Source organism: Faecalibacterium hattorii, from assembly GCF_003287455.1.
Classification (GTDB): domain Bacteria; phylum Bacillota; class Clostridia; order Oscillospirales; family Ruminococcaceae; genus Faecalibacterium; species Faecalibacterium hattorii.
Genome location: NZ_PRLC01000015.1, coordinates 38,954 through 63,862, shown reverse-complemented (window position 1 = coordinate 63,862; position 24,909 = coordinate 38,954). Strand labels below are relative to the sequence as shown.

Here is a 24,909-nt window from a genome sequence, read left to right as displayed (position 1 = left end):
TCCTTCCTTGGAGCGGGCGGCAGTAACAATAAGACCCGCTCCACTTGCGGAACGGGTCTGTAAATACGAAAAGATCCCGTCCCTGTGTGTTCATCCACAAGGACAGGATCGAAATTACGATTCTGCGGTGCCACCTTGCTTGCTCTGCTGTCCGCCAAAACCTTGGCCGCAGAGCCCCTCACGGAGAGCCAACACTCCCCTGCCCTGTAACGGAGGCTTCCGTCCCAAGCTACTGAAGAGCATCCTGCTCCCGTTTGCCCGGCCCTCGGCGGCCCACGAAGTTCTGCCCCGCTGTCGCCCGTTTCCATCCTCCGGGCTCTCTAGCAGATGCGCTGTGCAGATTCTCTTCCGCCTCATCGGTTTGATTGCATTATACACTTTATTTTCGTAAAGTCAAGAGGGAAATTTTCATTTTGGGGAAGATTCAGGTGAATGATTTTTTTCACCGGCCAAGTCCTGCTTCTTCCTTTCCGTGTGGGCTGTGCTCCCGAACTTGACATCTTCTGTAAAACAACGTATTCTTAGCACATTCTGTATACATTATCATTCCCCGAAAGAAGGTGTTCTGCACGAGCGAAACACAAAACACCCTGCTGCATGGGCCGGTGCGCCCGGCGCTGCTGCGGTATGCTTTTCCTATCATCCTGAGCATGGTGGCCACGCAGTTCTACTCGGTGGCCGATACCATGATCATCGGGCTGCGGCTGGACGCCGACGCGCTGGCGGCTGTGTCCAACGCCTCCACGGTGCTGATGATCTTCCTCTTCATCTCCGGCGGCATGGAGCTGGGCGGCGGTCTGCTGGTGGCAGCGGGCAAGCCCACGGCCACCCGGCAGAAAATGGCCGAGCTGCTCTATAACCTGCTCTTTGTGGACCTTGTGCTGGCACTGGGGCTGACGGCGCTGGGCTTTTTCACCCTGCCCGCTCTGCTGCGGTTCATCCGCACGCCGGAAGAGATTCTGGCCGAAGCCGTCCTCTATGGGCGGGTGTACCTCGCCGGGCTGCCCTTCCTGATGCTCTACGACCTGACGAAGCAATGCGTCATGGGCTGCGGCGACTCCAAAACGCCGCTGCGGGCTGTGATGGCCACCAGCGTGATGAACATCCTGCTGGACCTCGCCCTCGTGGGACCCTTCGGGGTGGCCGGTGCCGCCGGGGCCACGGCCGCCGCGCAGATCGCCGGGGCGGTGTACATGCTGGCCCACCTGCGCAAAACCGAGCTGGATACACCCTTCCGCCGGGAAATGCTCAAGGCAAGATACGCCAAGGAGATCTTCCGGCTTTCCGCCCCGAACTCCCTCCAACAAGCCAGCGGCACCATCATCACCACGGTCAAGCAGGGGCTGCTGGGCGGCCTTGGCGTGGCCGCCATCGCAGGCTTTTCCTGCGCGGGCAAGCTTTCCAGCCTGATGATGATGCCGGTGTACGGCTTTGTGCAGTCCATCGTCTTTTTCATCGCCCAGAACACCACCGCCGCCCAGCCTCAGCGGGTGCAGGAGGGTCTGCGCGAGGGGCGGCGCATCCTGTTTTTCTATTCGCTGCTGGTGGCGGCCCTCTGCATCGGGCTCAACGGCCCCTTGCTGCGGCTCTTCACCACCGACGCTTCTGCCGCCGCCTACGGCTCCACCATGCTGGCCTATGAGGGCCTGACCTACATCTTTACCGCCCAGAAACACCTGTGCGAAGCCCGGCTGCGCGGGGCGCAGAAGATGGGGCTGTATCTGGCCTCGAACCTTGGGCAGATCGGCCTGAACCTCTGCGCCTGTGTGCTGCTGGTGCCCCGCATCGGCTTTTCCGGCTTCTGGCTCTCCACTTGGATCAGCGCCCCCGCCGGCCTTGTGCTGGCTGCGCTGCTGGCGAAGATCGGGGCAAAACAGACTTGAAAACGAAAAAAGCACGGCGCTTGTGCTGTGCTTTCATTTATGATATACTGTATCCGCAGCCATCTGGCTGTAAGGCGCTGTCTGCAAATGCAGGTGGTCACGCTCCTCCCCGACTGCGCGTCGTGGGGAACGGCTTCTTTAAAAAGAAATGACCGCCTCTGCCCTACCAAAGCAAGCGGTCATTCTTTTTGACACCTAAGCCGAGGAGGAGCTGACCATTTTGCAGTCAGCGCTTTCTCTATTAGCAGTATAGTAATTTTTCATCGTTTTGTCAAGCAGAAGAGGAACACAATGGAACCTTTGAAACTTCAGAATATCCCCCTGCCCCACCGGGCAGTGTTCGGCCCCATGGCGGGCTTTACCGACGCGCCCTGCCGCCGCCTGATGGCCCAGCACGGCGCGGGCTTCACCGTCAGCGAGATGGTATCCAGCCGGGCGCTGGTCTACCACGACCACAAGACGGTCAGCTTGCTCAAGGCCCAGCCCAACGGCGCGCCCTACGGCGTCCAGATCTTCGGAGAAGTGCCGGAGATCATGGGCGAAGCCGCCGCCGCCATTGAAGAATACGACTTCGATTTTCTCGACATCAACATGGGCTGCCCTGCTCCGAAGATCGTCTCCGGCGGTGCGGGCAGCAAACTGATGCTGGACCCGGACCTGTGTGGGAAGATCGTGGAGCAGGTCCTCGCCCACACCTCCCGCCCCGTCACGGTCAAGATGCGCAAAGGCTGGGACGCCGACCACATCACCGCCGTGGAGTGCGCCAAGGCGTGCGAACAGGCGGGTGCTTCGCTCATCGCCGTCCACGCCCGGACGCGGGAGCAGATGTACACCCCCGGCATCGATCTGGACATCATCGCCAAGGTGAAGGACGCCGTCCATGTCCCCGTGCTGGGCAACGGCGACATCCACACGGCGGAGGACGCCGTGACCATGGTACGCGAGACCGGCTGCGACGGTGTGATGATCGCCCGCGGGGCTCTTGGCGACCCGTGGCTCTTCGAGCGGGTGAACGCCGCGCTGGAGGGTGCCCCTGCCCCCAAGGAGCCGAACCTCCAAGCCCGGATGAACGCGCTGCGCCGCCAAGTGGAAGAGATGGTGGAGCAGAAGGGTGAGTTCGTGGCCATGCCCCAAGCCCGCGCCCAGACCATGCACTATATGAAGGGGCTGAAAGGGGCGGCCTCCCTGCGGCGGTATTGCTGCGAGCTGACCCATCTGGAGGACATTGACCGCCTCATCGAGGCCGTGTTCGACCAGCAGCGGAAGGCCGGGCTGGACCCGGACGACACCCGCCAGATCCCCTTTCCCTGAAACTCCCGAACGTTTTGAAAAAAGAGGTTCTCTGACATGACATCAACTCGTACTCTCCGGCTGCTGGGGCAGAAACAGAACAAGTTCCTGCTCACGGTCTGCCTGTGTGCGCTGACGGCGGCGCTGATCTTCCTGCCCTTCTACCTCCTCGACGGCGGCTTTTTCCACTACGCCGGGGACTTCAACAGCCAGCAGATCAGCTTTTACCGCTATATGAACGGCTTCCTCAAGGGGCTGAGCTACCCGGACGGAGCGGGCAGCGTCCGCAACACCTTCTCGTGGGCCACCGACCTTGGCAGCGGCGCCATGAACGCCTACTCGTTCTACCTGTACGGCTCGCCGTTTTTCTGGTTCTCGCTGCTCTTCCCGCAGCAGTGGCTCCCCTACCTGATGGTCCCGCTGCTGGTGCTCAAGTTCGCCGCAGCGGGCGGCGGCGCGTACCTCTACCTCCGCCGCTATGTCCAGAACCAGAACTACGCCGTGCTGGGCGCGGTGCTCTACGCCTTTTCCGGGTGGGGGCTGTACAACATCTTCTTCAACCACTTCATCGATGTGTTGGCCCTCTTCCCGTGGATGCTCTGGGCGCTGGACGAGACCATTTACAACGGCCGCCACGGGCTGTTCGCCTTCTGGGTGGGCATCAACCTGCTGAACAACTATTTCTTCTTCATAGGGCAGGTGCTCTTCCTCCTCATCTACTTCCTGTGCAAGGTCAGCGCCGGGGATCTCAAGCTCACGCCCCGGCTGTTCGGCCATCTGGCCTTTGAAAGCGTGCTGGGCGCGGCACTGGGCTTCGTCATCCTCTGGCCCGCCGTCCTCTCGCTCTTACAGAACCCGCGCACCATCGACCTTTCCTCCGGCTGGGGCTTTCTCACCTACTCGAAACCCCAGCAGTATCTTGCCATCCTGTTGAGCTGGATCCTGCCGCCGGATTCGCCCTATATGACCTCCATCTGGTCGGAGGGCATCATCAAGTGGACGAGCATGACGGCCTACCTGCCCCTGTGCAGTCTGGCCGGTGCCGTGGCCTACTGGCAGACCCGGCAGGGCGACAGCAAAAAGCGGATCGTCGGCACCTGCGCCGTCTTTGCGCTGGTGCCGGTGCTGAACAGTGCGTTCTACGCCCTCAATTCCAGCTACTACGCCCGATGGTTCTATATGCCGGTGCTGATCCTCGCGGCCATGACCGTCAACGCGCTGGAAGACCCCGCCGTGGAGCTGGACCGCCCGGCCAAGCGGATCGGCTGGCTGATGATCGCGACGCTGGCCTTCGCGCTGGTGCCGGCGCAGGACACCTCCACGAAGGAATGGACGCTGGGCGTTCTGCAGAACCCCGGCCAGTATGCCGCCGTTCTCGGCTTCGGTCTGGCGGGGCTGCTGGTCTACCGCTTCATCGCCCGGCGCTGGCGGCAGGATAAGCGCCTGCCCCAGCGGATGCTGGCGGCGGTGCTGGCTTTCAGCTGCCTGTTCGGCGTCACCCACATCGGCATCGGCAAGTTCGGCCAGTGGAATACCGACAGCGATCTGGTGGAGGAATACACCAACGCCCTCGCCCTCAAGGAAGACCTCCCCGAAGGCGACTGGCGCATCGACACCTTCAAGACCCACGACAACCTCGGCCTCTGGCTGGACAAGAGCTGTCTGCAATACTTCGGCAGCACGGCGGCTCCCAGCATCCTCAGCTTCTATCCGGCGCTGGGCGTCAAGCGGGATGTCCGCAGCCAGCCGGAGTTGGAAAATTACGCGCTGCGGGGGCTGCTGAGCGTGAAATACCTCATCACCACACCCGCCCACCAGAGCGATTTCCTCGCCGTGGCAGACGACGGCTGGAGCTACTACGACACGCTGGACGGCTTCACCCTCTACGAAAACGACAACTATGTGCCCATGGGCTTCACCTACGACTACTACCTCACCGAGGACGCCTATGCATCCACGATCACCGTCACCCGCTCGAACCTGCTGATGCGGGCGCTGGTCCTCTCGGAGGAGGACGCAGCCGCCTACGGCCAGTACCTGACCCAGCTGCCCGCCGCCGAGCTGAACGACCTGACTTATGACCGCTACGTGCAGGACTGCGCCGACCGCCGCGCCTCGGCGTGCAGCGTCTTCCAGATGACGAACTCCGGCTTCCACGCCGAGATCACGCTGGACACCGCGAACCTCGTGTTCTTCTCCGTCCCCTACGACGACGGCTTCACCGCCACGGTCAACGGCCGCGAGGCCGACATCCTGCGGGTGGATGAGGGTCTGATGGCCGTCCTCTGCCCCGCCGGGGAAAGCACCATCGACTTCGTCTACCAGCCCGCCGGCATCCGCCTGAGCAAGGCTGTCACCCGGACAGCGCTGGTCGTCTTCGCTGCCTATACCGTTTATTTTGTCTGGGATGACCGAAAAAAGAGGAAGCACTGAAAAAGGAGAGTCTCTATGGAACACCGTCATTGGGAAAAAGCAAACCTCACCACTTCGCTGCTGGGCTACGGCTGTATGCGGTTCCCGACGCTGCCGGACGGCGGCATCGACGAAGCGCGGGCCGAGGCGCTGCTGAACACCGCACGCAAGGCGGGGGTCAACTACTTTGACACCGCCTACCCCTACCATGGGGGCAAAAGCGAGCCCTTCGTGGGGCGGGTCATCGCCAAGTGGCCCCGCGAGAGCTTTTATCTGGCCACCAAGCTGCCGGTGTGGCAGTGTGACTCGCTGGAAAAGGCTCAGAAGATCTACCGCGAGCAGTTCGAGCGGCTGGGCGTCGAGTACATCGACTTCTACCTGCTCCACTCCCTCCATACGGCCCGGTACGACCAAGCCAAGGCGCTGGGCATCGTGGACTGGCTGTGGGAGGAGAAAAAAGCCGGGCGCATCCGAAACTTCGGCTTTTCCTGCCACGACAACGCCGCCGGGCTGGAGCATATCCTGCGGGACCAGCCGTGGGACTTCTGCCAGCTGCAATACAACTACCTCGACACCGACGACCGCGCCGAGGAGATTGCGGGCGACCGGGGCTACGCGCTGACGGAAGAACTGGGCATCCCCCTCATCGTCATGGAACCCATCAAGGGCGGCACGCTGGCCAATCTCCCGGCAGACGCCGCCGCCCCGCTGACCGCCCTTGACCCGGACGCCAGCGCCGCTTCGTGGGCGCTGCGCTGGGTGGGCAGCCATAAGAACGTCCACCTCATCCTCTCCGGCATGAGCGCCGAGGAGCAGCTCGCCGACAACCTTGCCACCTTCGCCCAGTTCCGGCCCCTGAACGACGCTGAAATGGACGCCGTGGCCGAGACGGCCCGCATCCTGCACAGCCGGATCAAGATCGGCTGCACGGGCTGCCGGTACTGTATGCCCTGCCCCATGGGGGTGGACATCCCGGACAACTTCAGCATCTGGAACAAGCTGGGGATGTTCGGCCAGCCGGATGCCGTGAAACAGCAGTGGGCTGCCCACTTCCCGGACGCCGAAAAGGCCAGCCACTGCGTCCGCTGCGGCAGGTGCGAGGCTGTCTGCCCCCAGCACCTGCCCATCCGCACCGCGCTGGCGCAGCTGCAGACCGAACTGGACGACCTATAAAATGAAAAGCGAGGCTGTTGGGCTTTTCCAGCAGTCTCGCTTCTTTTTATTGCTCTTCTTTCCGGTGCAGCACCCACTGCATCCCGATTTGGTTCAGGCGGTGGATCCGCTCCGGCGTCAGCTTGGGGTCGTGCTCCACGTAGGCGGTGCGCATCCGGCGCACCCAGTCGCCGAGGCCGAAGCCGTCCTCGCAGCGGAAGGTCGCGGGCGGGAGCAGATCGCCGTGCTGCTGAGCGTAGGCCTCTGCGTGCTCATAGGCAAGGTCCCACTTGGCAATGCGGGCGTCCCACTCCATCCCGATGGCGTCCAGCCGCTCGATGTGCTCCTGCGTCACTTGGAAGGAATCCGGCCGGGTCTTGCGGGCGGCGCGGAGGTTCGACATCCAGACGCCCAGCCGGAAACCGTCGGCGCTGACGTAATTGGAGGGCACCAGCAGGTTGCCGTGTTCCTCAAAATACTGCTTGGCTGCGTCGAAGTTGTTCTCCCAGTTCTGCTCCCGCAGGTTCTCGCTCCGGCGGTGGGCCGGATGCTGCTTGGAGGGCTTTTCGCTCTTGAGCAGCGCTTCCAGCTCTTTGCGGTGATCGTCGGCCAGCCGCGGGTCCCCGGTGCGCAGATACTGACGCTGGCGGTAAAGCCAACTGCCCAGCCAGATGCCATCCTCGGATTTATAATTCAGCGGCACGTTCAGATCGCCGTGCTCTTCCTGATACTTCTTCGCCAGCTCGTAGCGCTCCTGCCACGGGTCGTACTTCTCCCAGACCATGCCCAGCTCATCCAACTGCGCTTTGCGCTCCGGCGTGACGCGGGCGCTGGAATGCTCCGGGTTCTGCCATGTGTACCGCTGGCGGGCGATCCATTTGCCCAGCAGGACGCCGTCCGGCGTGACATAGTTGGAAGGGACCTCCAAGTTGCCATAGGTCTCCTTGTATTTCTTGGCAGCCTCGAAGTTTTCCTGCCATTTGCGGACATTCCGGTTGACCCAGTTGATCCCGATGGCCTCCAGCCGCTCGATCTGTTCTTCCGTCAGATCCCCGTTCTTGTAGGCGCTGCGCTGGCTGCTGAGCCAGACGCCCAGCGCAAAACCGTCCGGCGTGACGTATTTGATGGGCGCTTCAAGGTCCTTGTGTTCCAGATAATACCGGGCTGCGGCGGCGTAGCTCTGCTCCCACAGGTCGGTGGAGGCGTTCCACACCATGCCGATGGCTTCCAAGCGCTCAATGCGGGCGCGGGTCAGGTTGCCGCTGATATAGCGCTGGCGGTTGTAGACGATCCACTCGCCCAGCGCAAAGCCGCTGCGGTCGTGGTAGCGCACCGGAACCAGCAGGTCGCCGTGGTCATCGCGGTACTTCTTGGCGGCGGCAAAGGCCCGCTCCCAAGCCAGCTCCGAGCGCTGTTTCCACTCGATGCCCAGCTTGTCCAGCTTGGCGATGCGGTCGGCGTCCAAACGGCCGGGTTTCTGCCCGGCGCGGACCAAGCGCTGCGTTTCCAGCCAGCGGCCCAGCGGCAGACCGTCCTCGGTGACGTAATGATAGGGCAGCCGCAGGGTTCCTTCCTTCGCGGCGGCAGCCACGGCCGCTTCGTAGTAGGCATCCCACCGGGCTTCCAGTTCTTTTTTCAGGCAGCAGTACAGATGGTAGCTCTGGCGCATGGGCTTCTGCTGCTGGAAGCCGGGGTGCTCGCTGCCCGCGCGGAGCATGGCGGTGGTGCACTCCTTCTGCAGCACGCGGCCATTGCCGAGGCCATCAAACTTCGCGGTCAGGTCGAACACCGGCACCGGCTTGCGGCCGCACGCTACCAGCGCACGGCAGAGCATCTGGCGGAACGTCCCCGGCTCCCCGCTCTCCCGCACGAGGATGGCACCGGCCAGCCCCTCGATGGGCTGCTGGACGCCCGGCGTGTTGACACAGAACAGCACCTTGGGGCCCGGCTCGGCGGCGGTGCAGAATTTCCGGACCTCCTCGGACTCGGCGAGGCAGTCGCACTCGGCACGGTAGAAATGCACCGCCGCGTCCGTGCTGCGCAGGAACGCTTCCAGCGGCTCCCGGATCTCATTGAGGTAATCCTCGGACTCGAACACGGCCAGATACCGCCCCTGTGTATCGGTCAGGACACGGGGCAGCAGGTCGGTGGGGTTCTCGGCCTGACGCACCGCCCAGCCGATCTCGTCGTAGAGGGCCGTCAGCGTGTTGTTCGTCGTGGGCAGATGCAGATTCTTGATCCGGGCGCGGAGCATGGCCAGTTGGCCTTCCTGCGGCCAGAGCATCGCCGCATAGTTGGAGGGAACCGGCAGCGTGCCCAGTGCCATGGCCTCCCCTACCGTCATCCGGGAGACCACCGCGCCTTCCAGCAGATCGCCCGCAGCGCGGCAGTTCTCGGTGCTGTTGGGCACGGTCAGGCCCAGCAGCTTCGCTTCCGGGCAGAGCAGGAGCAGCCGCTGGGCCGACTTTGCCCAGCATGCCGCTGTGACCTCATGATAGCAGTCAAAGATGATATAATCCGGCTTTTTGGCTGCCAGCCGGATCCACTGCTCGGCCGTCGCCTCGGCCAGAGCAGTGCAATCGCAGAAGACGACGTTTGGGGGAAGAACGCCGTCGTTGTAGCGGCTGACATCCGCCTTGCGCAGGGTGAGCCGCGCTTGGCCGTACACCAGCCAGACAAAGGAGGCCTGCGGATGGTCGGCGACCAGCTGCCACGCGATACAGCTTTTGCCCGACCCCGTGGGATGGGCCACCGTGGCTTTACCGTTTTGTTCCAGCGCCGCCGCCGCTTTGGCGTAGGCGGACGCATTGATTTGATTCAGACTGAGCGACATCGCATTTACCTCCGGGTGTGGGTCCGATGGATAAAAGATTTTTCCTATAAGTTTATTATTGCAAAAAATATTTTCTTGTCAAGCGTTCCGCGCAAAATAAAGGTTCCAGATAAAATATTCTATAAATTTTCCAATATTCCGCTGCCATAATCACCGATTTTCGGCGCTGCTGTGGATATCCTAAAAGTGGAACGCCACATAGAAGGAGGCTGTATTTACGGAAGCAGATTTTTTTCGCGCAGCAGCGTCCGCCCCGCCCCAGCCAGAGCTTCCGCTTCAAGAACAATGGTCTTCACAGCGTCATCGCGAACGAAACGTTCAAAAAGAGCCTGCTGCCGGTGCTGGGGTAAAACATGCCTCCAAATCACAAAAACCGCCTACCGAGCGAAGAACTCAGTAGGCGGTTTTCAGTTGCGCCAGCGTGAGTCGAACACGCGGTGGGGGAGTCAAAGTCCCCTGCCTTACCGCTTGGCGATGGCGCATTGTCGCATATTATTTTACCCGAACTTTCCTGCTATGTCAAGTAGAAAGACCGTGTTCTTTCAACTTGGATATTAAAAGCCCACGCCTCCCGTTGACAAACCCTCCTCCGCAACTTATGATAAAAGAAAACGAAAGAGGGATGTTCTATGGGTCCATGGTACTATGAGGTCGTCAGCTTTGACGGCGATTACGTCAACCTGCGCCGCACGGATATTGCCAGCGACGAGCTGAATCCGGTGGCGCTGGCACTGCTGCCGCCGGAGATCGAGGTCGGCAGCAAGATCAAGTGTGAATACTTCCAGTACGAGATCATCGGCTGAACACAGAAAACCGCCCGGAACGCTTGCATCACGTTCCGGGCGGTCGTTTTTAGTTGCGGTAGCAGCGATCCTGCCCGACGAGCCAATCCTCGCACAGGCGCTGGGCTTCCTCCACGCTGCGGCTGACGCAGTGGAACAGCGCACCGTGGAGCGAGCAGTAGGAGTAGCGGACCTTGGGCACCCCGTTGCCATCTCTGAATTTTTCACAGCGTTCCTGTCCGGGCATCAGATAAAGTTGTTCCATAGCGCCGCAGTCTCCTCTTTTTTGTTTTTGTGTGCGCACACACACCGCGTTCTATTGTAGCACTTCCCGCCGCCGGTCGCTATTCGCCGATTCCACAAAAAGAAGCGCGGATCTTCGGAGCATCTTCCCTCTTGACAGCTCAATTTCTTGTGGTATTGCTGCATTGTGAGGGCCGCATCTCCGGGAGCTTTTCCCCGCCCCAGAAATGCGGCCTTTCTTTCTCTTCCCTCTTGTAAAACGGTCACAAAACAGGTATGATAGGATCATATCAAAACAAAGGAGCATCAAGCTTATGCGTGCTTACGAGCGACTGTTGAAATATGTCCGCGTTTATACCACTTCTGATCCCAACTCCGGCACCCACCCTTCCGCCGAGCGGGAATTTGACCTTGCCCGCATCCTTGTGGAGGATATGAAGGCCATCGGCATTGAGGACGCCTTTGTGGATGAGCACTGCTACGTCTACGGCACCATCCCCGCCACCCCCGGCTGCGAGAGCAAGCCCGCGCTGGGCCTCATCGCCCACATGGACACCGCGCCCGACGCTTCCGGCGAGAACGTCAACCCCATCCTGCATGAGAACTACGACGGCCACGACGTCACCCTGCCCGCCACCGGCATGGTCATGAAGGTCTCCACCTTCCCCTTCCTGAAGGAGCTCAAGGGCGAGACCCTCATCACCACCGACGGCACCACCCTGCTGGGCGCTGACGACAAGGCGGGCGTCTCCGAGATCCTGACCGCCGCTGAGGCCCTCATGGCCGAGGGCCGCCCCCACGGCAAGATCTGCATTGCCTTCACCCCCGATGAGGAGATCGGCGAGGGCGCTTCCCTCTTCGACATTCCCGGCTTCGGGGCCGACTTCGCCTACACCGTCGATGGCGGCGACGTGGGCGGCATCGAATACGAGAACTTCAATGCGGCCAGCGCCACCGTCACCGTCCACGGCTTCTCGGTCCATCCCGGCTCCGCCAAGGATGCGATGATCAATGCCTCCAATGTGGCTATGGAGTTCCATCAGGCCCTGCCCGTCATGGCCCGCCCGGAGACCACCGAGGGCCGTCAGGGCTTCTACCACCTGTGCCAGATGTACGGCGACGTGACCGAGGCCAAGCTCGGCTACATCCTGCGCGACCATGACGCGGGCAAGCTGCAGTTCAAGAAGGACAACCTGCTCCACATCGCGTGCTACCTGAACGGCAAGTACGGCGAGGGCACGGTGGAAGTCGAGATCAAGGACAGCTACCGCAACATGATCGAGAAGATCAAGCCCCACTTCCACCTCGTCGAGAACGCCCGCAAGGCCATTGAGAAGGCCGGCCTGACCCCGGAGGAAGTCCCCGTGCGCGGCGGCACCGACGGCGCTGTTCTGAGTTGGAAAGGTCTGCCCTGCCCCAACCTCGGCACCGGCGGCTTCAACTTCCACGGCGTCTGCGAGTGCACCACCGTGGAGCGGATGGATAAGGCAACCGAAGTGCTGCTGAACATTATTGAGATCTACGCTCACTGACCAAAAAAGAAGCGCTGCGATGCAGCGCTTCTTTTTTGGTCAACCTACATTGATCTGCCCCACCGGCAGGATCTTTCGTTTGTTGTCGCTGGGTTTGCTCGTCAGGCTGATGGCCAGCGAGACAGGGCCGACGCGGCCCATGAACATGACCAGCATATACAGCAGCTTTGCCCCGGTGTTCAGCTGGGCGGTCACGCCCACCGACAGGCCCACCGTGCCAAACGCCGAGCAGGACTCGAAGATCGCGTCGATGACGGACACGGCGTCCGAGGTGTTATAGTAGACCACCACCGCCGAGCCCAGCGCTGCCACCATGCCCAGCATGATGATGGTCAGGGCGCGGTAGACGGTCTTTGACTCGATGTGGTGTTCGGCGATCACGCAGTCATCGCGGCCCTGCGCCACGCTGCGGATGGTCAGGATAAGCACGGCGAAGGTCGTCACCTTGACACCGCCGCCCGTGGAGCCGGGGGCCGCGCCGATGAACTGGAGCACGCTCATGAGCAGCTTGGTAATGGGCCCGCACGCCGCAAGGTCGATGGTGTTCATACCCGCCGTGCGGGTAGACACCGACTGGAACAGCGCCGCCATGATCTTGCCGTCCGGGGAGAGGCCGCCCATCGTTTTGGGGTTCGACCACTCCATCAGGGCAATGAGTACCGCACCGCCGACCCACAAAATCGCCGAGAAAGCCAGCACGACCTTGGCGTGGAGGGACAGGCGGCGCTTTTTGCGCCACTCGCCCAGCTCGACCCAGACCATGAAGCCCAAGCCGCCCGCCATGATGAGGAACATAACGACGGCCTGCACATAGTAATTGTGGACGAAAGGCACCAGCGACGAATACTGCCCGAACCGGCCGAACAGGTCAAAGCCCGCATTGCAGAACGCCGAGATCGCCGTGAAGATGCTGATCCAGATGCCCTCCAGCCCGAACTGCGGCACAAAGGCGAACGCCAGCAGCACTATGCCGATGGCCTCGAACAGGAACGCCAGCCGGATGACGATCTTCAGCACCTCGGTCGCCTGTGAATAGCCGCTGGCCGAGACGCTCTCGCCCAGCAGCCGCAGGTCCCGAAAGCCCATCCGACGCTTGGCCGCCAGCGCAAAAAAGCTGGTCAGCGTCACAAGGCCGAGACCGCCCACTTGAATGAGCAGCAGGATGACCACCTGCCCGAACATCGTGAACTGCGTCCATGTATCCCGCACGATCAGGCCCGTCACGCAGGTCGCGCTCGTCGCGGTGAACATCGCATCCACCACGCTCAGCCGGCCGCTGCGGCTCGCCGCGGGTAGCGTCAGCAGCAGCGTGCCCAGCGCGATCAGCAACACAAAGCTCACGCAGATGATCTGGGTCGCGTTGCTGCCCACCAGCAGATTTTTGCGATGTGTTTTCTTTCTTCCAGTTTTTCCCATGAAGAGCTCCTTCTCCCGCCCCGGCAGCCTTGGCGCTTCCGGGGCGGTATCGTTCTTGCCCGCTGTGCGGCGGGCGTTCTCTTTATAGGATACACCTTTTTTCTCTTTCCTTCAACTTGATTTTATCCCCGACTTGCGGTATTATAATAGCAGTTTGTCTCCGTAGCTCAGATGGATAGAGCGCAAGCCTCCTAAGCCTGAGGCCCCCGGTTCGAATCCGGGCGGGGACGCCATTTAAAGAAAATGCGAAGGTCATTTTTCCATGGGAAAGACGATCTTCGCATTTTTCATTTTGAATCGATCACCAAAATCAGCCAGCGAATGCCATTAGCAGGATTTTCGGTTCCAGCTAATAAAATCAGGCGGGTTTCTTTGTATCCAGTGCCTTTACCTCTTCAATCGGAAGTTTTGCATATCGTGCAATCGTTTCATACGGCAATCCATCAGCCAACATAGTTTTGGCACTTTCGATTGCCTGTTCGTGCTTTGCTTCCCTTGCACTTTCTTCTCTCACTTCTTCAAATGCTCTGCACATCGTTGCCACTCCCTTCGTATCTTCTTTGAAATAACGCACCCGCTGTGCCAGAACAGGATAGTTCATGTCATCCGGGTTCGTACAGGTAAAATCGTGCATTAGTTTTCCCAATGCGGTGTCATCTTTGATCTGAGAGTTCACATAGATAATATGTGCTTCATCTCCGAAGGATTTCCCCATTTCCTCAATAATGCGGTTGATATGGTAAATAGGAAGTCCGCCCCGAAGCACATCGTTCTCTGTGATAAAGATTACATAGGTTTCGTTCAGTGCGTCATACGCATCGCCCTTTCGGGTGAGATTGGCATCCAGCAGGCTGCTGTTATATCTTGCCCTCTTTGCGACTGCTCCACTGTCACTGCGCTGCACCTCGACATTGTAGGCACGATTTTCATGATCCACTGCCAGAATGTCAAGCCGCACGGAACGGCCCTGTATATTGTTCAGGTCATGCTGCCCATGGACCTCTTTGACCTTCAAATCATCCCGATTCAGGATGATCCGGAGCAGGAATTCCGCACACGGCTTATCTTCAAAGACCTTGCTCATAAAGTTATCATCCATGAGCCGAAAATCACGGATACGCCGCAGATCCTCCTCATGCTTGCGCTCAAAATCAAGGTCGTTTTGTGTTTTGACTTCTGCCATCGGTTCACCTGCTTTCTGTTCCTTGTCTAAGGTAAGAATACCATAAAACCGTTCTTTTTACAAGATGAAGTACTTCCCACTACATAGGTCAGAATCCTTCTATCGCGTATTCCGGCCATGTTCCTATCGCAACAGTATTTCTGGCATGGTATCATAAATCCAGAAACAGGCTTCAGCTGCTTTTTGCAACTGGTGTTCTTCTGGTGCCTATGAACAGCCACGCGCCTTCCAGCTAATGAAAGGTGAGCGTTGTACAATAGAGCGGCCACTTTTCATTAGCTCAGCTAATTTCCAGCTAATAAACATCTGTTTACACAGAATAAAAAAGGTTCGAATCTGCATGGGGACATTAAAAAAGCAGCAGACCCCGCGCGGGGTCTGCTGCTTTTGTGCATTCATCGTTCAGTTCAGGACGGTTTTGCCCGTCAGGGGGTCGGGGATGCCGAGGAGGGCCAGAATGATGGCCATGCGGATGTAGACACCGTTGTGCACCTGATCGAAGTAGGCGGCGCGGAGGTCGTTATCCACGTCCAGCTTGATCTCGTCGATGCGGGGCAGCGGGTGGAGCACCGGCATGTCCGGCGGGGCCAGCTCCAAGAGCTTTGCGTTCAGGGAGTAGCAGCCTTTGAGCCGCAGATAATCCTCTTCGTTGAAGAAGCGCTCCTGCTGGATGCGGGTCATGTAGAGGACATCAAGGGCAGGCAGCTCGGCTTCGAGGTCTGTGGTCTCCTTGTACGTTTGATGGAGAGGCGTCAATGTCTCGTCCTTGACGTACTGGGGAATGCGCAGCTCCTCCGGCGAGATGAACACGAACTTGTTCCCCTCAAACTGGCTGAGGGCTGCGGTCAGGGAGTGGACCGTCCGGCCAAATTTGAGGTCGCCGCAGAAGCCGATCGTCAAATGATCCAGCCGCCCTTTGCGCTGGCGGATGGTCATGAGATCGATCATGGTCTGGGAGGGGTGGGCATGGCCGCCGTCGCCCGCGTTGATGATGGGGACGCGGGCATACATAGAGGCCCGGAGCGGGGCGCCTTCTTTGGGGTGGCGCATGGCGATGACGTCGGCATAGTTGCTGACGACGCGGGCCGTGTCGGCCACCGTCTCGCCCTTGCTGGCGCTAGAAAGCTGGGCCCCTGCAAAGCCCAGCGTCTTGCCGCCGAGGCGGAGCATGGCCGACTCGAAGGAGAGGCGGGTGCGGGTGCTGGGTTCATAGAACAGCGTCGCAAGGATGCGCCCGTCGCACAGGTGCGCATAGGGAGCGGGATTCGCTTCCATCCGGTCGGCAAGGTCGAGAAGGGCCAACTGCTCGTCCAGAGAAAAGCTGTTCGGCTCGATGAAGTGTCTCACAGCCATTCTCCCTTCAGCACAAACTTCTCGCGCTCGGCACCAGTGGAGACGAACTGAATCTCGTGGTTCAGTTCTTTTTCAAGGAATTCCACATAAGCCTTTGCTTCTTTGGGGAGGTCATCCCAGCTCTTGCATCCGGAGATATCGGTGTTCCAGCCGGGCAGCATGGTGACCACCGGCTCCATCCGGTCGAGGTCGGACAGGGTGTCGAAGCGGGGGACTTTCACTCCATCCAACTTGTAACCGGTGATGACCGGGATCTCCTTCATGCTGCTGAGCACATCCAGCTTGGTGAGGGCAATCTTATCCGCGCCCTGACAGGCCAAACCATAGCGGCTGGCTACGCAGTCGAAGGGGCCGACGCGGCGGGGACGGCCGGTGGCCGCGCCGTATTCGCCGCCTGCCTTGCGCAGCTTCTCGTTCCACTCTTCGCCCATGGCGTTCTCGGCGGCGAAGGGACCTGCACCCACGCAGGTGGAGTAAGATTTCAGCACGCCGACCACATGGTCGAGCTTGCAGTTGGGGATACCGGCCCCCAGCGGCGCGTAAGCGGCCAGCGTGTTGGAGCTGGACGTGAAGGGAAAGATGCCGTAATCGATGTCGCGCATAGCACCCAGCTGGGCTTCCAGCACGATCCGTTTACCGCTGTCGTGAGCCTGCTGCAAAAAAGCACCGACGTCGCAGATGTACGGCGTAAAGTGCTCGGCCTGCAACTTGCACCAGTTCAGCAGGGCATCGTAGGACATCTTTTCCTGATGGTAGCAGCCCGCCAGCTCCATGTTCTTGGAGTCCAAAATCATATGCAGACGGTTCTGGGTGCGCTTCTCGTCCAAGTGGAGCAAGTCGCCCAAACGCAGCGTCTTTTTGCGGTACTTGTCGCTGTAGGCGTAGGCGATGCCGCGGCGGGTGGAGCCGAAGGCACTGCCCTTTTGGGCAAGGCGGTCTTCTTCCAGCCCATCCTGCACCTTGTGCCACGGCATCGAAATGGTGGCCTTATCGGAGAGCTTCAGATTCTTGGGGCTGACTTCCACACCACGGGCTTCGATGGCCTGCATCTCGTTTGCGAGGTGATCGAGGTCAATCACCATGCCGGTGCCCAGCACACAGGTCACGTCCGGGTGCAGGATGCCGGAGGGCAGCAGATTCAGGATGAACTTGCCCTTCTCGGTGACGACGGTGTGTCCAGCATTGTTGCCGCCCTGATAGCGGGCAACGATGTCAGCATGTTCGGCCAGCAGGTCGATGACGCGGCCCTTGCCCTCATCGCCCCAGTTGATTCCAGTAACAGCGGTAAGCATAACTCTTTATTTCCCTTCTTTTTCGTTGTTTACAATGGCCTGCACCTTGGTGGGCAGACCGTAGATGCTGATGAAACCGGTGGCATCGCTCTGCTTGTAGTCGCCGCTTGCCTTGGCACGCTCCTCCAAGCCTTCCAGCTCACCTTTCTGGCCCACATTGCCGCAGACGGCGATGACCTCGCAGTTGTCGTAATGCTCTTTCAGTCACGGAATGATGATGGACGTATCCAGACCGCCGGAATATGCCAGCACGACCTTTTTGATTTCAGACACGGTAACTGCCTCCGTTCAAAACCAACTTTAATACTTTCAAATTCCCTCTTGCAATTTCCGATTGCAGTTGCTATTATACAAGCGGAGAAAGAATGTGTAAAAAGTATCCTGCACATAGCTGCAATGTGATTTTTACATGGAGGAGGCAGACGCATCATGTATGTGGACTGGGAATACTACAAAATCTTCTATTATGTAGCGAAATACCAAAACTTTACCAAGGCCGCGCGGGTGCTGGGCAACAACCAGCCCAACATCACCCACTCGATGAACCGGCTGGAAAGCCAGCTGAACTGCGTGCTGTTCATCCGCTCCAACCGGGGCGTGACCCTGACGCCGGAGGGCGAGATGCTCTACTCCCGCATCGCGTCGGCGGCGGTGCAGATCCAAGACGCCGAGGAAGAGCTGAGTGCCAGCGCCACGCTGGAACACGGAGCCATCAGCATCAGCGCCACCGAGACGGCCCTGAACATCTACCTTTCCGAAAAGCTGCGGGCTTTCCACACCGAGTACCCCGGCATCCGGCTGCGCATCTCGAACCACTCCACTCCCCAAGCATTGCAGGCCGTGAAGAACGGCGAGGTCGATTTCGCCATCATCTCCACCCCGGCCGAGGTGGAACCGGGGCTGAAGCTGGTGGAGCTGAAATCCTTTTACGAGGTGCTGGTGGGCGGCCGGACCTTCACCGCACTGGCCAGCCAAAGCCTGACCCTAAAGGAGCTGGGCAATTACCCTCTCATCTCCCTGAGCGATGAGAGCATGACCCGCAGCTTTTACCGGCAGTTCTTCCTCGACCACGACGCGGTGCTGCGGCCCGACACCGAGGCCGCCACCACCGACCAGATGCTGACGCTGGTGAAAAGTGAGCTGGGCCTCGCCTTTGTGCCGGAACCCATGGCAAAAGACCTGCTGGCGCGGGGCGAGCTCGTCCAGCTCCACTTGCAGGAGATCATCCCCACCCGCTCCATCTGCCTCGTCTACGACCACCACCGCCCGCTGAACACGGCGGCGCGGAAGTTCCAGCAGATGCTGGTAAAATGACGCAAAAACGCCCCTTCACGGAACAAAACCGCGAAGGGGCGTTCTCTGTTTCAAAAAAGGGTCATGCGTCGGAGCGGGAGTAGGCGTTCTTCATATTGCAGCTCAGCTCGAAGAGGACCTTATCCAGCGTATCGGCGGCGCGGGCTTTCAGCGCCTTGGCGATGGCCTCGTTGGCCTCCGTGCGCAGGGCGGCGCGGGCAGCGGGATCAAAGGCGGACCGCTGCTTCTCGTCATACTCATGCAGCAGGGCGCGGGTGGCCGAGAGGACGGCCTCCTCATAGCGCTCGATGTGGAAGATGGACTTGCCGTAGGCGGCATCCGCCATAGCCGCGATCATCCGGCTGACCCAATAGAAGCTGTCGGTGGAGACTTCGCCGGTGGTACAGGCGAGGTAGGCCGGGGTGGTGTCCACGTTGGCGTAGAAGGGCACCATGGTGTTGAAGGCGTTGGACGCATAGGCGATCCACTCCACGGCGCGGAAGTCCTCCGGCACATCCGGGCGCATCTGGATCAGGGCCATGAAGTCGTTGCGATTGATGCCGATGGAACGGTATGCGCCCTTGCTCTTCTGGTCGCCGTAAGCCGCATAGGGGTCATAGGGCGTGCCCTGATAGTGGGAGGAGAGCAGGTACTTCACATCTTCCGGCGTGACCTTCCGCTCCGGCACCATGCACCACGGCAGATCGTCCGACCGCGGGGTGTAGTCGGCATCCGGGCCGTCCCACGCCCACGTATTCGGGTTCAGATACCGCAGCATGAACCATGCGCGGGGGGTGTTGTAGACATGGTCGGAGTCGTCGTGGCTGCCAAAGGCGTCCCGCGGGTTGAACTCGCCATCCAGCGAGAGGTCAAGGTGGTACTTATCCACAAACTCCTTCAAATCAGCCGAGCACATGTAGTTTTCCTGTGCACCGGCTGCATCGGCGAAGTCGAAACTGTCGATGCCGAGCTGGTTGGGCATGACTACATAGCTGTCGTCGGGCACGCGGCGGGCCATCCAGTGATGGCCGCCGATGGTCTCCAGCCACCAGATCTCATGGACATCCTGAAACGCGATGCCGTTCATCTCATAGGTGCCGTAAGTCTCCAGCAGCCTGCCCAGCCGCTCGACGCCCTGGCGCGCCGAGCAGATATAGGGCAGCACGAGGTAGACGATGTCCTCCTCACCGATGCCGCCGGGCACCTCCGGCTGATCCCCCTGCGCGGGCTGGTACACCACGAGCGGGTCCGCGCCCAGAACGCGCGGGTTGGAGGTGATGGTCTCGGTGGCCGTCATGCCGACATTGACCGCGTTCACGCCCGATGCCGCCCAGATGCCCTTGCCCGCCACGGCGTTGGGCATGGCAGTCATCCGCATGGCCTGACCTGCGCCGGGCAGCGGGATCTGCACATGGGAGATCACCGACTGATAGACCGCCGGGAGTTCTTCCGGTTTTACGACCACGAACTTTTTTGCGGTGAAATGGCCCGACCCCGAATCGTCGTTCCGGGCGATCATCGTGGAGCCATCGTAGGATGCGTTTTTGCCAACTAAGATTGTAGTACAAGCCATTGCTTTGTCCCTCCGAGATCTTGTCATGTTCCGTTCGGTTTGCCGAGACCATTGTAAGCCTTTTGCAGGGAAAAGGCAAGATTTTTCGGGAGAGAAGGGGAATGGGTGCACCGCTAAAGGCGCATGGTGATCTCTCACCATGCGCCTTTTCCCTCCACCAGCGCCACAGCCACATCGTTGACGTTTGTTCCGGTGGGCCCGGTGAGGATCAGGCCGTCCATGGCTTGCAGGGCGTGGTAGGCGTCGTTATTTTGCAGGGTATCGTAGACGTTCCAGCCCGCTGCGACCAGCGCGGCAAGGGTTTCACCGTCCACATAGCCGCCAGCGGCATCGGTGGGGCCGTCGGTGCCGTCGCTGCCCACCGAGAAGACCGCCGCGTTCCGGCCCGCCAGAGCCGGGGCTGCGGCCAGCGCCAGCTCCTGATTGCGTCCGCCGAGGCCTTTGCCGGTCAGGTGCACGACCGTTTCCCCGCCCGCGATGAACGCAAGCTTCCGGCCCTGCCCTGCGTGGGCGCGGGCAATGGAGCCGAGGAAGCTGCCCGCTTCCCGCGCTTCGCAGCAGAGCTGGTCGGTCAGGAGAACGGGTTCATAGCCCCGCGCCCGGCAAGCTTCGGCCGCCGCCGCGCAGAGTTGGCGCACGCTGCCGGTGATCTTTGTAGTCACGTTGTCCAGCGCCTTGGGCGTCTCCTGCGCCAGTAAAGCCTTTGCCTGTTCCGACAGGTTCAGCCGGTACTTTTCCGCAATGGCAAGGGCCTGTGCGCAGGTGGAAGAGTCCGGCGCCGCCGGGCCGCTGGCGATCATGTCCAGCGGGTCACCCAGAACATCACTGAGCACGATTTCGAACACCTGCGCAGGGGCACAGCGCTGCGCGAACCGCCCGCCCTTGACGCCGGACAGCCGCTTGCGGAGGGTGTTCATCTCCACGATGTCTGCCCCGCTGGCGAGAAGCTGGGATGTAACATCCTGTAACTCATCCCCCGGAATCAGCGGCTTTTCGAACAGCGCGCTGCCACCGCCCGACAGCAGGAACAGCACGGTGTCCTCCGCCGTCAGGCCCCGCACCAATTCCAGTGCCTGTTCCGTGGCCGCAAAGCCGTTTTCGTCCGGCACCGGGTGGCCCGCTTCATAGCACGCCACGCCGGGGATCTCGCCTTTTCCGTGGTGGTATTTCGTCACGACCACGCCGCCGTCCACCCGGCCCAGCACCTCCACCGCTGTGTGTGCCATCTGCCACGCGGCCTTGCCCGCCGCCACCAGCAGCACCCGGCCTTTGCCGGGCCGGAAGGCTTCCAGCGCCCGCCGCACCGCTTCGTCCGGCAGAACAGCGTTCAGGCTGGCGCGGATGATGGCATCCGCATCCTCTCGCAGAGTCGAGTTCATGAAAGGAACCTCCTTTTCAAGTTCGTACCTTCTTCGTGCGGCACGGCCTTTTCTCGTCTGGCCCTATCCTAGCATAGATTCGTCTCCCGGTCAAACCGAACCCTTTCCAGCACCTCCGCGATGCCGTCATCTGTTTCATTTTGCGCGGTTAACGTTAAAGTAAAAAAAGCTGTAAAGCCTTTTGGCTAAACAGTGTCTTTCCTTCGCTTGGCCCAGCGCCTGACTGGACGCTGAAACTTGTCTGCAACGTTTTCCACCTCGCTTGTGTAAAATGTTTCCCAAAACGGCTAATAAAACATTGTCATGCGAGCGGAAACGGACTATAATAGACTTGTGGAAATCTAATGCGGGAAAAAAGCCATGGCTTCTTCAACCGTCATCTGTAATACCCCTTTAAGTTTGTATTTAATGGTTCTGTATCACAACCGCATTCAAGAAAAAGCAAGAGAAAAGAGGAAATCAAAATGAAACTTGTAAAATGTGGCAAAATTGTGGTTGCAAGTTTGTGCATGATGGCAACTCTGGCCGGTGCGGCTATGCCCGCGCTGGCGATCAGCCCCGCCGGGTGCACCTCGCTTGCGCAGATCGAAGAAATGAATGACGACGAAGAAGCCCAAGTTCAGGCATTGAAAGCCGCCATTGCGAAGGTGAACGTCAAGTATGACGAGGTACAGCGGAGCTGGGAGTTTGACAGCCCGATCTATGACAAGGCCGAGAAAAACAAGACCTGCTGCCTTTCTCCGTGGATCTACATCTTCGACGGATGCAAGGACGTGTATTTCGACGAGGACTTTTCCTACAACGGCTCTTCCTGCATCGACCTGAACACAGTCTATGTCCGCGCTGGAGATAATCTGTACACTTACGAGTGCGACCCGGATTATACAGATTACGCCTATGATACAGACAAAAAACTTTGGTGGGCCCTCTCCAATTTTGAGATGGAGCCCAGCGAAATCGATTGGCTGCGTGAGATGCTCAGTGCCAAAACCATCATCACAAGATATTCCGGTGCATCCGGTGCGCAGTACGATTACACATGGACTGCCGACGACCGACAGGCCGTCACCGATATGGTCAATCTCTACGATCTACTTGTCGCAGCGTCGCCGGAAGTCCGCGCGCGGGCACTGAGAGGGTAACAAGGGGACTCTTGTTGCTTGTCATTATCTGGTTGATGACTATGTATTTTAAGGGGGTCAAAAAGTCGGCGCGAAAAAGTCAAGGCACTACCGCATAATGCAAACCCGTGGCAAACGTACTATAAAACAAAAAGCTCAGCGCACGTTCATGCGTTGAGCTTTTTTGGTGGGCGCGGGTGGATTACGCAAGCCGCGCTGCTAAAAACAGCCCACTGGGCTGTTTTTACGCTGTCTTCTGCGACAGCGCCGCAGCTGTTCGAATCCACCCGCAAGGCACGTTCAAAAAGAGCATAAAAGAAAAAGCTCAGCGCACATTCATGCGTTGAGCTTTTTTGGTGGGCGCGGGTGGATTCGAACCACCGAAGCTGAAAAGCAGCAGATTTACAGTCTGTCCCCATTGGCCACTCGGGAACACGCCCAGATTCTGTTCACGTCCGCTGCCGGACGACTTGTTTATTTTAGCAGAGTGAGGCGGATTTGTCAACTGTTTTTTCGTATTTTTTCAGCTTGTTTTTCAAGACTCAGCGTTCAAGGTGCTTGCGGCGCTCATAGTCGTGCAGGGCGGCGATGGCCTCGCCGGAAAGCGGGTAGAGCGCGATGAGGTTGAAGATGGTCATCAGGCCGATCCCGACATCGCCGAGGTCCCATACCACCGTGTAGGCTTCCATGCCGCCGATCAGCAGCATGACCAGCGCCAGCAGCTTGTACAGCGTCTGCCAGAGCCAGCGGTCGCCGAAGAGGTAGGCCACATTGGAACGGGCATAGAACAGGATGCCGAGGAAGGTGGAAAAGCTGAACAGCGCCAGCGTGACCGCGATGAAGATGACGCCGAAACTGCCCAAGTGGTACTGCACCGCCGCTTGGAGCAGATCCATGCCGGTCAGGCCCGCCGTGACGGATGCCGGGGCGAGAAGCATGACGAAGGCCGTACAGCTGCAGATCACGATGGTGTCGATGAGGACGCCCAGCGCCTGCACCAGCCCCATCTTGACCGGGTCATCGCAGGAGGCGGCTGCCGCCGCGCAGGGGGCCGAACCGCTGCCCGCTTCGTTGGAGAAGAGGCCGCGCTTGATGCCGTTCATCAGCACGGCACCGAAGCCGCCCGCAGCCGCTTGCCGCAGACCGAAGGCTTCGGAGAAGATCCGGCCCAGCACCGCCGGGACATGGGTGATGTTGGCCGCGATGACGAAGAGGGTCATAACAAAATAGCAGACCGCCATGATCGGCACGATGACGTCCAGACTTTTGACGGTAGCATTCTTGCGCAGGACGATGACCGCCGCCAGCGCCACCAGCGCGACGGTGGTAACGATGGACGGGATCTGGAACGCATTTTGGAAGGCGGAGCTGACCGAATTCGAGATGACCTGACTGATGCCGCACCAGCAGATGAGGCCCGCCAGCGCGAACAGCACGGCCACCACCGAGTGGCGCAGCTTTTTCCCCCGCTTGCGCTCGGCGAGGACGTGGATATAATAGGCCGGACCACCGCGCTGGCCGCCATACAGCGGGTCAGGCTGCCGATACTTCTGGGCCAAGGTGGACTCTACAAAGGAGGTGGAGGCCCCCAGCAGGGCCGTGACCCACATCCAGAAGACTGCTCCGGCACCGCCCGCCGAAACCGCCGCCACGACGCCCACCAGATTGCCCATACCCACGCGGGTGGCCGTGGAGACCACGAGGGTCTGGAAGGACGAGAGGCTTTCCCTATTCTGGTTTTTCTCGCAGACGGCGGAGATCATATCCCGGAACAGGCGGACCGGCAGCAGCCGGGTGCGCAGGGTGAAGAACACCCCCGCCGTGAGCAGCAGCACCACCATCAGCGAGATCCCCACGCCGCCCGCGATGGGCAGCACGAACCAATCGCCCCAGAGAAAACGGTAGACCACTTCGATCAGATGAACCAAATTCGGATTCCTCCTATGATTTTTTACTTCATTATAATACAGCGGTTCAGGTTTGTAAATCAGAAAAAGCAAACAGCCCGGCTTGCCGCCGGGCTGTTTGCTTGATATATGGAAGGAGAATGGGTGATTGCGTAGAAAAAGCTCGTTTGGTTTCCCAGTCGGGAAACGGAAGCAGCGCCCTCTTGCGGTGCCCTGCATCCGCTTCGGCCCTTGAGCGGGCCTCGCGTCTTGCAGACCGCTGCGC

At 59.9% G+C, this 24,909-nt stretch carries 17 protein-coding genes, 3 tRNA genes and 1 pseudogene; 9 read left to right on the top strand and 12 right to left on the bottom strand.

The features are described 5' to 3' along the window. Positions 1-560: 560 nt before the first annotated feature. The 4 genes from C4N23_RS10790 to C4N23_RS10775 all read left to right on the top strand — a co-directional run bounded on the left by C4N23_RS10790 (position 561) and on the right by C4N23_RS10775 (position 6,758). Entirely contained in the window at positions 561-1,883 is a 1,323-nt protein-coding gene (locus C4N23_RS10790) for an MATE family efflux transporter (protein ID WP_112145979.1), read from the top strand. A 291-nt stretch (positions 1,884-2,174) separates the two neighbouring features. Continuing rightward, the gene (gene dusB / locus C4N23_RS10785; protein WP_055189810.1) at positions 2,175-3,194 is read left to right on the top strand and encodes a tRNA dihydrouridine synthase DusB; all 1,020 of its coding nucleotides are present in this window, start codon (positions 2,175-2,177) and stop codon (positions 3,192-3,194) included. Between the two features lie 36 nt (positions 3,195-3,230). Continuing rightward, positions 3,231-5,606 (top strand): YfhO family protein, encoded by a 2,376-nt coding sequence (locus tag C4N23_RS10780; RefSeq protein ID WP_112145977.1) that lies wholly within the window; start codon positions 3,231-3,233, stop codon positions 5,604-5,606. Between the two features lie 15 nt (positions 5,607-5,621). Continuing rightward, entirely contained in the window at positions 5,622-6,758 is a 1,137-nt protein-coding gene (locus tag C4N23_RS10775; RefSeq protein WP_112145975.1) for an aldo/keto reductase, read from the top strand. Between the two features lie 46 nt (positions 6,759-6,804). Here C4N23_RS10775 and C4N23_RS10770 read toward each other — a convergent pair whose 3' ends face one another. Beyond that, on the bottom strand, positions 6,805-9,570 hold the full coding sequence (locus tag C4N23_RS10770; RefSeq protein ID WP_112145973.1) for a Helicase associated domain protein: 2,766 nt from the start codon (positions 9,568-9,570) through the stop codon (positions 6,805-6,807). A 411-nt stretch (positions 9,571-9,981) separates the two neighbouring features. After that, positions 9,982-10,052: transfer RNA gene (locus C4N23_RS10765), tRNA-Gln, on the bottom strand. 147 nt (positions 10,053-10,199) lie between these two features. Here C4N23_RS10765 and C4N23_RS10760 point away from each other — a divergent pair. After that, a complete protein-coding gene (locus C4N23_RS10760; protein ID WP_055189802.1) occupies positions 10,200-10,373 on the top strand; it encodes a C2 domain-containing protein in 174 nt (57 codons plus the stop codon). Positions 10,374-10,422: 49 nt separating this feature from the next. Here the strand turns inward: C4N23_RS10760 and C4N23_RS10755 are convergent, their stop codons facing one another. Then, the gene (locus C4N23_RS10755) at positions 10,423-10,617 is read right to left on the bottom strand and encodes a DUF3873 family protein (RefSeq protein WP_097840147.1); all 195 of its coding nucleotides are present in this window, start codon (positions 10,615-10,617) and stop codon (positions 10,423-10,425) included. 292 nt (positions 10,618-10,909) lie between these two features. Here C4N23_RS10755 and pepT point away from each other — a divergent pair, with 292 nt between their 5' ends. Next, positions 10,910-12,127: a peptidase T gene (pepT, locus tag C4N23_RS10750; protein WP_112145971.1), complete on the top strand. Its 1,218-nt coding sequence runs from the start codon at positions 10,910-10,912 to the stop codon at positions 12,125-12,127. Between the two features lie 39 nt (positions 12,128-12,166). Here the strand turns inward: pepT and C4N23_RS10745 are convergent, their stop codons facing one another. Then, the gene (locus C4N23_RS10745; protein WP_097840145.1) at positions 12,167-13,543 is read right to left on the bottom strand and encodes a TrkH family potassium uptake protein; all 1,377 of its coding nucleotides are present in this window, start codon (positions 13,541-13,543) and stop codon (positions 12,167-12,169) included. A 156-nt stretch (positions 13,544-13,699) separates the two neighbouring features. Here C4N23_RS10745 and C4N23_RS10740 point away from each other — a divergent pair. Beyond that, positions 13,700-13,776, top strand: a tRNA-Arg gene (locus C4N23_RS10740). Between the two features lie 125 nt (positions 13,777-13,901). On the opposite strand, the gene C4N23_RS10735 is transcribed toward C4N23_RS10740, so the two are convergent. From C4N23_RS10735 to C4N23_RS14220, 4 genes and pseudogenes are all read right to left on the bottom strand, one after another. Then, positions 13,902-14,726: an Rpn family recombination-promoting nuclease/putative transposase gene (locus C4N23_RS10735; RefSeq protein ID WP_112145969.1), complete on the bottom strand. Its 825-nt coding sequence runs from the start codon at positions 14,724-14,726 to the stop codon at positions 13,902-13,904. Between the two features lie 402 nt (positions 14,727-15,128). Continuing rightward, positions 15,129-16,079 (bottom strand): aspartate carbamoyltransferase, encoded by a 951-nt coding sequence (pyrB, locus tag C4N23_RS10730; RefSeq protein ID WP_112145967.1) that lies wholly within the window; start codon positions 16,077-16,079, stop codon positions 15,129-15,131. Next, complete coding sequence (locus tag C4N23_RS10725) at positions 16,070-17,371, bottom strand: adenylosuccinate synthase (protein WP_112145965.1); 1,302 nt, start codon at positions 17,369-17,371, stop codon at positions 16,070-16,072. Before C4N23_RS10725 ends, pyrB begins: the two co-directional genes overlap by 10 nt. A gap of 93 nt (positions 17,372-17,464) precedes the next feature. Further along, positions 17,465-17,644 (bottom strand): annotated as a pseudogene (locus C4N23_RS14220) (argininosuccinate synthase domain-containing protein); the annotation flags it as partial. A 156-nt stretch (positions 17,645-17,800) separates the two neighbouring features. Between C4N23_RS14220 and C4N23_RS10715 the strand changes: the two are divergent. Further along, on the top strand, positions 17,801-18,685 hold the full coding sequence (locus C4N23_RS10715) for a LysR family transcriptional regulator (protein WP_112145963.1): 885 nt from the start codon (positions 17,801-17,803) through the stop codon (positions 18,683-18,685). 61 nt (positions 18,686-18,746) lie between these two features. Here the strand turns inward: C4N23_RS10715 and C4N23_RS10710 are convergent, their stop codons facing one another. Both C4N23_RS10710 and C4N23_RS10705 read right to left on the bottom strand, forming a co-directional pair. Then, positions 18,747-20,237 carry a C69 family dipeptidase gene (locus C4N23_RS10710; RefSeq protein ID WP_112145961.1) on the bottom strand — a complete coding sequence of 497 codons (1,491 nt, stop codon included), beginning with the start codon at positions 20,235-20,237 and terminating at the stop codon, positions 18,747-18,749. Positions 20,238-20,371: 134 nt separating this feature from the next. Next, entirely contained in the window at positions 20,372-21,616 is a 1,245-nt protein-coding gene (locus C4N23_RS10705; RefSeq protein ID WP_112145959.1) for a glycerate kinase type-2 family protein, read from the bottom strand. A 464-nt stretch (positions 21,617-22,080) separates the two neighbouring features. On the opposite strand from C4N23_RS10705, the gene C4N23_RS10700 reads away from it, so the two are divergent. Then, a complete protein-coding gene (locus C4N23_RS10700) occupies positions 22,081-22,758 on the top strand; it encodes a hypothetical protein (RefSeq protein WP_112145957.1) in 678 nt (225 codons plus the stop codon). 333 nt (positions 22,759-23,091) lie between these two features. On the opposite strand, the gene C4N23_RS10695 is transcribed toward C4N23_RS10700, so the two are convergent. Together C4N23_RS10695 and C4N23_RS10690 are read right to left on the bottom strand one after the other, a co-directional pair. Then, positions 23,092-23,177 (bottom strand) — tRNA-Tyr (locus C4N23_RS10695). A 102-nt stretch (positions 23,178-23,279) separates the two neighbouring features. Continuing rightward, positions 23,280-24,665 carry an alanine/glycine:cation symporter family protein gene (locus C4N23_RS10690; protein ID WP_112145955.1) on the bottom strand — a complete coding sequence of 462 codons (1,386 nt, stop codon included), beginning with the start codon at positions 24,663-24,665 and terminating at the stop codon, positions 23,280-23,282. Positions 24,666-24,909: the final 244 nt, after the last annotated feature.